Annotated in this window: 12 protein-coding genes; 8 read left to right on the forward strand and 4 right to left on the reverse strand. The window is 64.6% G+C overall.

The genetic code is table 11. The features are described from left to right. Positions 1-8: 8 nt before the first annotated feature. The 3 genes from E4P09_RS23920 to E4P09_RS23930 are packed head-to-tail and all read left to right on the forward strand — an operon-like array spanning position 9 to position 2,808. Positions 9-893 carry an ABC transporter permease gene (locus tag E4P09_RS23920; protein WP_137392182.1) on the forward strand — a complete coding sequence of 295 codons (885 nt, stop codon included), beginning with the start codon at positions 9-11 and terminating at the stop codon, positions 891-893. After that, positions 890-1,708: an ABC transporter permease gene (locus E4P09_RS23925; RefSeq protein WP_137392183.1), complete on the forward strand. Its 819-nt coding sequence runs from the start codon at positions 890-892 to the stop codon at positions 1,706-1,708. Before E4P09_RS23920 ends, E4P09_RS23925 begins: the two co-directional genes overlap by 4 nt. Then, positions 1,705-2,808, forward strand: coding sequence for an ABC transporter ATP-binding protein (locus tag E4P09_RS23930; protein ID WP_137392184.1), 1,104 nt, complete (start codon positions 1,705-1,707; stop codon positions 2,806-2,808). Before E4P09_RS23925 ends, E4P09_RS23930 begins: the two co-directional genes overlap by 4 nt. On the opposite strand, the gene E4P09_RS23935 is transcribed toward E4P09_RS23930, so the two are convergent. Continuing rightward, entirely contained in the window at positions 2,805-3,557 is a 753-nt protein-coding gene (locus tag E4P09_RS23935; RefSeq protein WP_137392185.1) for an oxygen-binding di-iron domain-containing protein, read from the reverse strand. The two genes, E4P09_RS23930 and E4P09_RS23935, sit on opposite strands and share 4 nt — an antisense overlap. A gap of 16 nt (positions 3,558-3,573) precedes the next feature. Here E4P09_RS23935 and E4P09_RS23940 point away from each other — a divergent pair, with 16 nt between their 5' ends. Both E4P09_RS23940 and E4P09_RS23945 read left to right on the forward strand, forming a co-directional pair. Continuing rightward, positions 3,574-4,290, forward strand: coding sequence for a TetR/AcrR family transcriptional regulator (locus tag E4P09_RS23940; RefSeq protein ID WP_239025346.1), 717 nt, complete (start codon positions 3,574-3,576; stop codon positions 4,288-4,290). Between the two features lie 23 nt (positions 4,291-4,313). Further along, complete coding sequence (locus tag E4P09_RS23945) at positions 4,314-4,826, forward strand: VOC family protein (protein WP_170984615.1); 513 nt, start codon at positions 4,314-4,316, stop codon at positions 4,824-4,826. 42 nt (positions 4,827-4,868) lie between these two features. Here E4P09_RS23945 and E4P09_RS23950 read toward each other — a convergent pair whose 3' ends face one another. Further along, a complete protein-coding gene (locus E4P09_RS23950) occupies positions 4,869-5,537 on the reverse strand; it encodes a response regulator (RefSeq protein ID WP_137392187.1) in 669 nt (222 codons plus the stop codon). Continuing rightward, positions 5,503-6,480, reverse strand: a complete 978-nt coding sequence (locus tag E4P09_RS23955) for a sensor histidine kinase (RefSeq protein ID WP_170984616.1) — start codon at positions 6,478-6,480, stop codon at positions 5,503-5,505. The genes E4P09_RS23950 and E4P09_RS23955 overlap by 35 nt, the downstream gene beginning before the upstream one ends. Positions 6,481-7,019: 539 nt before the next feature. Here E4P09_RS23955 and E4P09_RS23960 point away from each other — a divergent pair. Genes E4P09_RS23960 through E4P09_RS23970 form a run of 3 tightly spaced genes read left to right on the forward strand, consistent with a single transcriptional unit; the run spans position 7,020 to position 10,493 of the window. Further along, positions 7,020-8,096, forward strand: a complete 1,077-nt coding sequence (locus E4P09_RS23960; RefSeq protein WP_338049026.1) for a glycosyltransferase — start codon at positions 7,020-7,022, stop codon at positions 8,094-8,096. A 7-nt stretch (positions 8,097-8,103) separates the two neighbouring features. Continuing rightward, the gene (locus tag E4P09_RS23965) at positions 8,104-8,994 is read left to right on the forward strand and encodes an ATP-binding protein (RefSeq protein WP_239025347.1); all 891 of its coding nucleotides are present in this window, start codon (positions 8,104-8,106) and stop codon (positions 8,992-8,994) included. Next, positions 8,991-10,493 carry a pectate lyase family protein gene (locus tag E4P09_RS23970; RefSeq protein ID WP_137392190.1) on the forward strand — a complete coding sequence of 501 codons (1,503 nt, stop codon included), beginning with the start codon at positions 8,991-8,993 and terminating at the stop codon, positions 10,491-10,493. Before E4P09_RS23965 ends, E4P09_RS23970 begins: the two co-directional genes overlap by 4 nt. Positions 10,494-10,518: 25 nt before the next feature. On the opposite strand, the gene E4P09_RS23975 is transcribed toward E4P09_RS23970, so the two are convergent. Next, a complete protein-coding gene (locus tag E4P09_RS23975; protein WP_137392191.1) occupies positions 10,519-11,829 on the reverse strand; it encodes an O-antigen ligase family protein in 1,311 nt (436 codons plus the stop codon). Positions 11,830-11,847: the final 18 nt, after the last annotated feature.

Consider the following 11,847-nt stretch of genomic DNA (forward strand, 5'->3'; position numbering starts at 1 on the left):
GCGACCCGATGAAGCTGCGCCAATCTGCGGCTGATCCCGAGACGCCCGGCCGGGCGAGGCCAAGTGGCTTTGCCCTGTTCTGGGCTACGCCGCTCGGCCTGTGGCAACTCGTATTCTTCCTCGGGCCGCTCTTGTTCCTGATCGCCCTGAGCTTCTGGTCGGTGCGCAACTACCGGCTGATGCCGGACATGACGCTGGCCAACTGGACCAGGATCTTCAACACCGGCTATTTCTGGGACGGCTATCTCCGGTCGCTATGGTATTCGGCGGTGGCGGCGGCGGTCGCCTCGATCCTGGCGTTCCCGCTGGCCTATACGCTCGCCTTCAAGATATCGGACCGGGCAAGGCTGTTCGGCGCCGGGCTGCTGATCACGCCCTTTTTCACCTCCTATCTGGTGCGCGCCTATACCTGGCGCACGATGCTGGGGGCCGGCGGCATCGTAAACGACGTGCTCGGGTTCGTGGGGCTCGGGCCCTATGCCATGATCAACGCCTATTTCGGCACGCTGGTCGGCTATCTCACCCTGGTGCTGCCGCTGGTGGCGCTGCTGCAGCTGTTGAGCCTCGCCTTCATCGACCGGCGCCTCATCGAAGCGGCGCACAATCTCGGCTGCGGCCGGCTGCGCACCGTGTTCTCGGTGGTGATCCCGTCGGCGCGGGTCGGCCTGATCCTCGGGGCGGCGTTCGCCTTCGTGCTGTGCTTCGGCGATTTCGTCAGTCCGCAGATCCTGGGCGGCTCCAACCCGCCGACGGTGAGCCTGCTGATCATCGATCAGGTGCGCGCCGGCTCGCACTGGCCGCGGGCCTCGGTCATCGCCCTCGTCATGATCGTTTCGCTGGTCGTGGTGGTCTCCGCCGCCATGGCCTTCGCCTACCGACGGCCCGGGCGATGAATCACGACCGCATCATCGGCCTGTTCCTCCGGCTCTACGTGGTGATCATCTTCGGACTGATCTTCGCGCCGATCGTGGTGAGCTTCATCTTCTCGTTCAGCGCGGATCGGTTTCCTTCGCTGCCTTTGTCGGCCTTCAGCCTGCAGTGGTACGAGGCGGTGTGGAACGATCCGCAAGTGCTCGCCGCGGCGCGGCGAACGGTGATCGTCGGGATCATCGTGTCGGTGCTGGCGACGGCCATCGGTTTTGGTGCCGCCTATACGGATTACCGCTACAGCTTCAGGTTCAAGCCGCTCTATGTGGCTCTAGGCTTCATGCCGCCCCTGGTGCCGATCCTGATCCTGGGTCTGGCCATGCTGTTCTATCTGGCGCAGCTGGGGCTGTCGGGTCATCTCTATTCGATCGTGATCGGCCATACGGTGTTATGCATTCCCTTCGCCATGGCGGTGATCCGCCTGCGGCTCGCGCAGATGGACCCGGCACTGGAGGCGGCCGCCTGGAACCTGGGCGCCAGCGAATGGCGGGCCATGATGAGCGTGGTCGTGCCGTTCACGCTGCCGGCGATCTTCGCCGCCCTGTTCGTGACCGCTGCGCTCTCGTTCGACGAGTTCGCGATCGTCTGGTTCATTTCGGGCCTGGAGGAGACCTTGCCAGTGCGCGTGCTCAATTTCGTGCAGGGGCAGGCCAGCCCGCGCATCAACGCGATCGGCAGCTTCACCTTCACTGTCTCGATCGTGCTGGTGGTGCTGGCGCAGATCCTGGTGCTAACCCGCACCGGCCGGCCCCGGGGGCGGATCATGGGCGGGGGCAAATGAGCGACAGCGCTGGACAAGCAAGCGCGCCATTGATCCGTTTCGTGGACGTGACCAAACGGTTCGGCACCCTGGCCGCGGTGGATGGATTGGACCTCGATATCGATGCCGGCACCTTCGTCGCCATCATGGGGCCGAGCGGCTGCGGCAAGACGACCACCCTGCGCATGCTGGCTGGCCTCGAGGCGCCGACGAGCGGCCGCATTCTGTTCAACGGCGCCGACATCACCCACCAGAAGCCATGGGAGCGGAACATGCCGATGGTTTGGCAGAGCCTGGCGTTGTTTCCGTTCCTGGACGTTCTGGGCAATGTGACCTTCGGGCTGAAGATGTCCGGCCTCGCCAAGGCCGAGCGCGATGGGCGCGCCATGCGGTGGCTGGAGCGACTGGGCATCGCGCCGCTGGCGCATGCCAATATCGGCAAGATTTCCGGCGGCCAGGCGCAGCGGGTCGCGCTCGCCCGCGCCCTGGTCACCGAACCCAATGTGCTGCTGCTGGACGAGCCGCTCTCGGCGCTCGATGCGCATCTGGTGGTGCGGATGCAGGCAGAACTGACCAAGCTGCAGAAGGAGCTCGGCATCACCTTCGTCTATGTGACCCACAGCCAGTCCGAAGCTTTTGCCATGGCCGACCGGGTGGTGATCATGAACGAGGGCCGCATCCAGCAGAACGGGACGCCGCGAGAGGTGTTCCGTCGGCCGGCCAACCGGTTCGTGGCGGAATTCGTCGGCACCAACAACATCATCGAGGGGCGTGTCGCGGCCCTGTCGGGCGGCATGGCCACGGTTGAAACCACGCTGGGGTCCTTCCAGGCGCCGGCCGGCGCGGGCCTGGCCGTAGGACGCGCCGTCGATCTTGTGATCAGCGCCGACCGGGTGAGACTTGCCCGGGTCAAGCCGGAAGACATAGCTGCGGTGCCGGTGACGGTGATCAGCGAGCAGTTCGTGGGCACCATGGTCACCGTGCATCTCGACGCCGGCACCGAGCGCAACATCCGCGTGCAGATGCCACAACACGCTTTCGACGCGCTTGATCTTACGCGGGGCGATCGTCTGTATGCCTCCTGGCTCGCGGAAGACGCGCTGCTTCTCACGACAGGCTAGTTCTGCCGGCCCTCGGGCGCGAGTGTCCGATCGGAGGCGCGGTGGTCGTATTCGTCCGCCAACGCACTCAGCGCCGCCCGGCTATCACCCGAGTAGGAGGGACCGTGCATCAGCGCCAGCGTGCGTGGTGCGAGACTGGCGAGAGCACGGATCGTTGTCCCCATGTTCGGGCTGAGGGATGAATACTGGAACAGGTTCTCGGCGGCAATCGCCGGTCCCACGATATCGCTGTCCGTCAACGCCGGGCCGTCGCCGAGCTGGGTAAAGAGATCACCGCACAACAGGGTTTCGGTCGATTCCTCATAGAGCAGGCCGGCGTCCCAGCCATGCGGGGTATGTGGCGTGTCCAGATAACGAACTCTCTTTCCCCGACCCAGGTCGATGACTTCTCCGTCCTGGAGAACCCGCGGGGGCCGATCGGCCATGTCGTTCAGCGATACGAGGCAGCCGGTCTGGCCGTGCGCGATTTGCGCGTGCGGTGCGACAGCCAGCCATTCATTCATTGCGCCGCATTCGTCAGCCTCGAAGTGGCCGAAGGCAATCCAGCGCAGCTGTTCGGCCGGAACGAGGCGGCTCGCAGCCTCGCGGACCAATGGAAACATCTTTCGCAGTCCGGTGTGGAACAGCAGCGGTTCATCCCCGAGAATGAGGAACTGGTTGAAGGTGAAGCCAGCCGGCGAAGCGATATCGGGCACAAAGGTCGAGAGGCGGTAGATGCCGTCGGCGATTTCGTTGACTCTAGTCTCCATGGAGGTCTCCTGAACGATGCTCGATATGGCCGTTGTTCCGCCCGGCGGGCGGTGGACATCGGCTGAATTTCATAGTACATATGTGTGTAGTCAAAATTTGATTGCCTGTCAATATGAATGCACAACTCTGTGTAATGAAATTGCTATGAGCCGAACCTATACGCTGAAGCGGCGGGCCGAGAAGCAGGCAGAGACCAGGAGACGGATCGTCGAGGCCGCTGTGGAGCTCCACAGCACCCTCGGGCCGGCGCACACGAGCCTCAGCATGGTGGCCGAACGGGCCGGCGTTCAGCGGCACACGCTCTATGCCCACTTTCCCGACGAGCGTAGCCTGTATCTGGCTTGTTCAGGCCTGGCGATGGAGCGCGATCCTCTACCCGAGGCCGACCCGTGGCGGAGCATCGATGATGGGCGCCAACGGCTTCGTATCGGCCTTGGTGCGGTTTACGGCTGGTATGAACGAAATGCTCAGATGGCGGCATGCGTGCTCCGCGATGCGGAGCATCATGCCTTGACGAAGGAAATCACCGAACTGCGCCTTGGGCCCTATATGGCGGGCTATCACGAAGTGCTTGGCGCGGGGTTGGATCGCAAGCAAGATGCGATGCTGCGGCTGGCGCTCAGCTTTTTTACATGGCGAACGCTGGTGCGCGAAACCGGTCTCGAACAAGGCGATGCGGTCGAAGTCATGGTCCGCGCCATTGACTGCGCCGGTAAAGGGCAACAGCCCTGAGGTCTGGCTACATGGAGCGAGCAATGGCCACAGCCGATCAGAAGGACGTGCACGGGTTCTTTCACATCAACGTGAACTGCACCGATTTCGAGCGGTCGCTGGCGTTCTACAGGTTGATCGGCTTCGAAGTGGTGTTGGATTTCGACAATCGGCCGGGACCGCGGCGCAGCTTCGGCGAGATCGGCCTCGGCCCGATCCTCGCGCTGCCTGACGACTGCGATGCGCGCGCGGCGCTCCTGTCCTTGGCGCCAGACGACCCGCGCGCCATGCGCCTCGATCTCATCGAGTGGAGATCGCCGCGAGAACCCAATGAACGGCGAAGGAGCCTCGCCCAACCGGGCATGGCGCGCATCTGCCTCAAGACCCGTGATGCACAAGCGGTGCATGCACGTCTGGCCAGCGCGGGTCACAAGCCATATAGCCCACCCATCCGGATTTCGCTCGGCGGCTCGCTGATCAAGGTGTTCTGCGTGGAAGACCCGGACGGCGTGGTGATCGAGTTCATGGAATTCCTGGGGCGCGACCCGCAGAGCTGAGTCCACCCTGCGGGCCGCCTGGAGAAATGCCGGGCATAAAGCTCAGGAACATTCCCGCGCGTCGGCCATCCAGCCCTGGTTGATCGCGAACCGGACGATCTGCGCGCGGGAGTGGAGCTTCAGCTTGTCGGTTGCTCGGGCCTTATATGTCTCGATCGACTTGATGCTGATATTGGCGCGCGCGGCGATCTCCTTGTTGGAATAGCCAAGCGCGACCATGCGCAGCACGTCCTGTTCGCGCGCAGTCAGGCCGTGCGTCGCCGGCGATTTCGTGAGCGGCTGGTTGTGGTCTTGAGCGGCCGTCATCTCGGTGGCGGACGGCGGATCGAAGAACAGGGCTCCGAGCATGACCGATCGCACGGCAAGCACCAGGTTCTGACCTGACGAGCATTTCTGCACGAAACCCTTGGCGCCGGCCTGGAGCGCCCGCTGTATGTAGCTGCGGTCGTGATAGAGGGTCATGATCACCACATGGGTGTCGCTGCCGCGCGCCACGATCTGCTCAGTCAGGGCCAGCCCGTTCATGTCCGGCAGGGACACGTCCAGAATGGCCACGTCGGGGCTGGTGCCGGCGATCAGCTCCAGTGCGTCCGCGCCGGTATTGGCCTCACCCACGCAGACGATGTCTTTGCAGGCCTCCAACAGCGTGCGCGCCCCGGCGACCACGACCGGGTGATCATCCACGATGACAGTTCGGATCTGAGACGTCATGATCGTCTCCCCTCTCCGTTGAGCTGGTTGTGCCCGGTTTCGAGTTTGGAATGACGGCGTGCACGCGGCTGCCTCCGCCCTCGCGCGGCTTTATGGCGAGATGCCCGCCGAGGCGCGCGACGCGGGCCGACATTCCGGCGATGCCCACGTGCTTGCGGTCAAGCGGATGGGAATGACAATTCAGGTCATCGAAGCCAGGCCCGTCGTCTTCGACCTCAAGCTCGATCCTTTCGCTATTCGCGCTGATGCGGACGAAGGCCAAGGACGCGGTCCGCGCATGGGTGGCGACGTTGGTCAACGCTTCCTGCACGATGCGGAACACGGTTTCCGCCGCGTCGTCATCGATGATCGTACCAGGCGCGAGGTGGTGGCTGAACCGGCCGGGAATGCCCACTCTCGCCTCCCACTGGGCCACCATGTCCGACAGGACCGGAACAAGCCGGCCACCGGTTGGAATGCCCGCGCGCTTGCCTGCGACAAGGTCATGCAGCTCTTTGCTGAGCTGGGTGATGATCGCCCGGATCTCCGCGAAGCGCGCCAGCAGGTTCGGGTCCCGGCAGGTTGCCTCGAGGATAGAGAGCTTGATCAGCACAGCGACGATGTGCTGGCCGGCGAGGTCATGGATATCGCGTGCCAGTTGCTCGCGCTGGTCGTCGGCCATGCTTGGCGCGTGCTCCGCCGCGGAGCCGGCGTTCAGATCGGCTTCTGACGAGGGTTGGCGTCGTCGACCCGCCATTGCAGCGTTCGGCTGCTCGGCTGCCGCGTCGTGGCTCGAAGATGCTCTAGCACGCTTGCGACCGGATGAGCGTGCGCCCTCCTGCACGCTCATCGCCTTTGACCCGGCCTGATTTTCCCAATCGAAATCGGGCGCTGCGCGATGACCACTTGCCTTGTCGGGTGTTGGCGAAGGCACGTCGTCGTCGGAGCGATCCGCCGTCGTCATGTAAAGCCCTCCCCAGGGATATGTCCCGAAGCCCCGTCTCCGGCACGACCTCCTCGGCCCGACCTCCATCGGACCTCTGCTCAACCCCCAAGATTATACAATCGCATAACTATTGCCGTTGTCAACAGTATAGTTAAATCCTGCCACATTTTGGTACAGGAGTGGTTTTGCGTCGTAAAAACTTGCGACCCGAAGCTTTTATTCGGAAGTCTCTGGCGCCAATCACATGTGTTTTTGGTTGGTTGTTTGTTTATTTCTGTGTTTTAGCTGCTATCCCCCTGAGGGCTCCGGAAAATCATTACAATGATGCATGAAGTATGCTACAGATTCTTGTCGTTTCTATATCGGGAAAGTCATTTCGCTCACAAGAAGATCTGCTTGCCTAACCTAATGTCAGCAATGGGCCCGGCCTGTAAGGCATAGGCGCGCTCGTGTCAGGTTTTTAATCCTCCAACTTTCTCTGGGCCTTCGTTAACGTTTGCTAGATGGCGGATAGGGCAGTCCCGCAGAGTAAGCGCCGGGCCCATCGTAAGATGATCATGCACGTCATCACCAACTATTCGGCCAATGCTGGCGCGGAGACAATGCTTTCAAGGCTGCTCACGGTCGAGCCAGCCGATGCCATGGTGGTGTCTCTCCGCGACGTTTCTCCCCGTTACCGGGCCGCCAGGGGCGATCCCATCCGCCACCAGGCGCTGGGCGTGCGCTCGCTGACAGAACTGACGCGGGGCATTCGGCGGCTCGCCCGGCTGATCCATCAGGAACGGCCGGCTGCCATTCTGTGCTGGATGTACCACGCGATGGTGGCCGGAACGGTTGCGCAGCGCCTGAGCGGGGTGCACGTCCCGGTGTTCTGGAACGTGCGGCAGTCGCTCGATGATCCCCGGTCGTTCTCGCGCAGCACGCGGCTTGCCGTGCGCGCCGCTCGCCATCTTTCGCATCTGCCGAGCGGCATCATCTTCAACTCCTCGCGCTCGCTCGCCCTGCATCGGCACTTCGGCTTTCGCAACGGCAACATGACCGTCATCCCCAACGGCTTCGGTCCGGCCATGCCGGTCACCTGCGAGCAGGCTCATCAGCCGCGGGTGTTCGGGATCGCGGCCCGCCTTCATCCGCAGAAGGACCATGCCACGTTCTTCCGGGCGGCAGCGCAGGTCTACCGACAGCGACCAGAGGCACGGTTCGTCGCGGTGGGCGCCGGCCTCGAAGAAGACAATGCGGAGGCCATTGCCTTGCGGGATGCCGCCGGGCTACCGCCGCAGGCCATCGACCTGCGCGGAGAAACCCAGGATATGGGCGGGTTCTATCGCGCGATCGACGTGCTGGTGCTGTCGTCGCGGACGGAGGGGTTTCCCAATGTGGTGGCGGAGGCCATGAGCTTCGGCAAACCTGTCGTCACGACGGATGTCGGAGATGCGGCCGCAATCGTGGGCGACACGGGAATTGTGGTGGCGCCGGGCGACAGCTGCGCCTTGGCCGAGGGCATGTGCCGCATGCTCGACATGAGCGCCGGGACGTACCGCCAATGGGCGGCGGCCGCACGCAAGCGCATCGCCGATCATTACGGGCTGCCCGAGATCGCTCGCCGCTATGCTCAATTCCTGGGAACGTCGTGAGGTGCGGATGGCTCATGCCGAGCGTTTCCAGGCATTGCCGCTGACGGCCAAAGCATTCCTCGGGGCCCAGGGCCCTGTGGACCTCAAGCTTGAATGCGCGTTCTTCTCGCGCCTCAAGATGCGCAACGGCACGTTCAAATACACCGAGCCCGGGCGGTTTGCGGCACTGGAGCCGTGGCTCGCCCCCATCTTCAAGCAAAGGCTGAAGCAGGGCTGCGCGGTACTGGACGTGGGCGCGTCGACCGGGCTCACCACCATAGAGCTCGTCGATTTCTTGGCCGCCGAGGGCCTGGGGCCCGGCCGGGTGGTGGCAACGGACCGGTTCATCGAGGCTCACCTGGTGGAGCTTACGCCCTGGCTCAGCGTGCTGAGCGATCCGGAGGGCTGGCCGCTGCAGTATGACGTGGGCGGCATCGGCATCCGGGCCTGGTCGCGGCGGCTGGACCTGGTCACGCTTGCGGCCCTGCCGCGGTTTTTCGCGAGAATGGCGCTGCAGCCGCGTCTGCGCGCGCGCATCGTCCAGGGCCAGTCGCAGCCGTTCAGGATGGAGAGCCGGGCGCTCGCCGGCCGCGCGATCGAGCTCGTCGACAGCGACGTCCTGCTGTGCGAGCCCGGCTTCGTCGGTCAGTTCGATTTCATCCGGGCTGCCAACCTATTGAATGCCGGCTATTTCACGACGGGCCAGCTCGGCCGGGCGGTCGACAACCTCCGGCGCTACTGCCGGGCGGCCGGTGCGCTGCTGCTCGTGGTGCGGACGGTCGAGACCGGCCACGACGGAACCCTGTTCGAGCTCGATGAGCATGGCCGTTTCAGGGTGACCGCGCGGGTGGGCCGAGGCGCGGAGGTCGAGGCGCTGGTGCTGGCGGCCGACCCGAGCAGACCGGGAGCTGACCCATGAGCGGGCGCGCGGGTCTGGACGGGTTGAGGCTGGCAGCCATTGCGGCGGTGCTCGTGCTGCTGGGGTTCACAGTTGCGGCCAGCCAGGGCTGTCTCGCGCTCAGCCTGCCGGATCTGCCGGGTGCGGGCGACCGGGAGAAGCCTGCTTCCTATGTTCCCCCGAAGCTGCCGGACGGCCGGCAGCGCGCCTTTCCCACGGCGGAAGGCTTCGGGGCCGGGGCGAAGGGCGGCCGGGGCGGTGCCGTGCTGTTCGTCACGACCACGGCGGAGGAGGGCGAAGGATCATTGCGGGCATGCATAGAGGCCGAGGGGCCGCGCACCTGCGTGTTCCGGGTGAGCGGCACCATCACGCTCAAGAAGCGGTCGCTGGTGATCACCAATCCCTATCTCACCATTGCCGGCGAGACTGCGCCGGGCGGTGGCATCGCGATCCGCAACAGCCCGCGTCAGCTGCGGCCATCGGTGGAGATCCTCACCCACGACGTGATCATACGCCACCTGCGGCTGCGGCCGGGCCCGCACGAGCAGGCGGCGTGCTGCTCCGGCGCCCTGGGCTTCTACGGCGAGGATGCCACCGACATCATCGTCGATCATGTCTCGGCGAGCTGGGGGTCGGACGAGACCATCGATTCCGAAGGCGCACGGAACATCACCATTCAGTGGGGGATCATCTCGGAGCCGCTTCTGGACGGCGGGCCGGGCAAGCGCAACCGCGCCCGCAACATGCTGCTGACCATGGGCGGTAACTTCTCCATCCATCACAACCTGTTCGCCTTCGGAAAATTCCGGAATCCCCAGATCCAGATGGAGGGCAGGGGGGTCACGGCGGACGTGGTCAACAACGTGCTCTACTCGCCGGTGTGGGATTACGTGATCAGCTTCAGCGATCGCGCGGCCAAGATCAGGGCCAATGTGGTGGGCAACTACAAGATTGCCGGCGCGAAGGAGAAGGACGACCATCTCGTCCACCTCTTCGACGAAGGCGGCAAGGGCTACGCCATCCACCTCGCCGGCAATATCGACGAGACCTATCGGCCGGATGACGGCATGGCGGAGGATCTCGTCGTCGCGGAGGAGCAGCGGGGTGCGGTGGTCTCGGCCCCGTTCGACGTGGCTCACGTGCGTGCTCTGCCCGCCCGTGAAGCCTATGACGAGGTGCTGGCCAAGGCCGGTGCCACACGACCGCTGCGGGATGCGGTCGACCGCCGGATCGTCGAGGCGGTGCACACGCGGTCAGGGCACCTGCTGAAGAGCGATCCGGAAGACGTCGGCGGCTGGCCTCATCTCGCCTCTGCTCCGCCGCCCGCGGACGAGGACCGAGACGGCATGGCCGACAGCTGGGAGCTGTCGGTCGGGCTTTCACCGACCAGCGCGGCCGACGGCCTGTCGGATCTCGACGGCGACGGCTGGACCAATTTCGAGGAGTATCTGCATGAGCTTGCCGGGGATGGCAGAGGCATGGATGCCGCGCGCCTCGCCGCGCAGCAGCCGCAGCGCTGACGCACGCCGTTGCGGCCGGACGCCCTTATCGCGACTGCCGGGGCGAGGCGGCGCGACGCAGGCCGGCCTCGCGCGATGCCCGCGCGTTGAGGAAGGCCACGGCCGGGCCGATGGAGAGCAGGACCGGCACGGCCCAGAAGCGGCCATAGACATGGGGCACCGCATTCATGAGCATGGCAAACAGGCTGAGCGTGACGAAGCCGCAGATGAAGACCGGACGGCTGTTCCTGTAGCGCAGCACCGAAACAAGCACGACGACGGCGCCGGCAAGCATGAGCACGAGACCCGCAAGCGCAATCAGGCCGCCCTCGTTCCACATCAGCAGATAGAGGTTGTGCACGGGGGTCTTCCAGGCACTGATCTCGCGGTACTGGTCGGCGCCATAGCCAAGCCACAGAGCATCGCCCGCGAGATGAAAGGCTTCCTCGTTGAGCGCCATGCGCTCGCGGAAGGTGCCGGCGCTGGACAGCTCGCCCGTGGAAAGGCCGGTCAGCACCCGCTTGCGGAACGCGGCGGGCAGATGGTCCTGGACGGCGGGCATGTTGATTGCGAGCCACAGCAGCTGCAGGGTGCACAAGGCGAAGATCAGCCGCTTCACGCTGAAATTGGCCAGGAAGATCAGCCCCAGGCCGAGAAGCATCGCATAAAGCGCGGTGTTCGAGCCGGTCAGCATGAGGCCATAGGTCAAGAGCGGTGCGAGCAGGAGGGCATAGACCGGCCGCAGCGCGCCCATGCCGACCAAGCTCAGGAGCAGCGGGATCGTGAGCGCGATGAGGCTGCCGCACTCGTTCTCCCGTTCGACGAAGCCCTGCAGACGCCGGCTGCCGCTGACGAACACCGTGTTGTACTCGCCTACGATATCGACCACGTAGATCCCGTGCACGACCATGATGGTGATCGAGGCGATGAACACCTTGATCAGCATCGTGGCCTGGCTCCAGGGGCGAGCCAGCAAGATCACCGGCAGCACGAAATAGGCGAAGACATACTGCAGCAGGAGAATGACGCCGCGATCCTCGGCGCCGGCAAGCAGGCTGCTGGCCATCAGGCCGCCCATGGCAACCGCCAGGCCGAACAGCCAGAAGGCGGTGCCCGGGCCGAACGGCCTCAGCTGGGCCGAGCGGTTGAGCAACATCAGCCCGAGGCAAAGGCAAGCCAGCGCATCGCTGACCGTGAAGTAGAAGGCCTCGAGCCTCAACACGTTGATCGGCGCGAAGAACACGACGGCGCAGGCCAGCGCGAACTCGATCCGGCGCGATGCCATCAACAAGGGCAGCTTTATGCCCCTGGAGATCACCGGAGGGCCGGACTCGCGGATCGTTGGAATGCTGGTCATCGACGCAATCTCTCCATC

This window comes from Rhodoligotrophos defluvii (assembly GCF_005281615.1).
Lineage (GTDB): Bacteria > Pseudomonadota > Alphaproteobacteria > Rhizobiales > Im1 > Rhodoligotrophos > Rhodoligotrophos defluvii.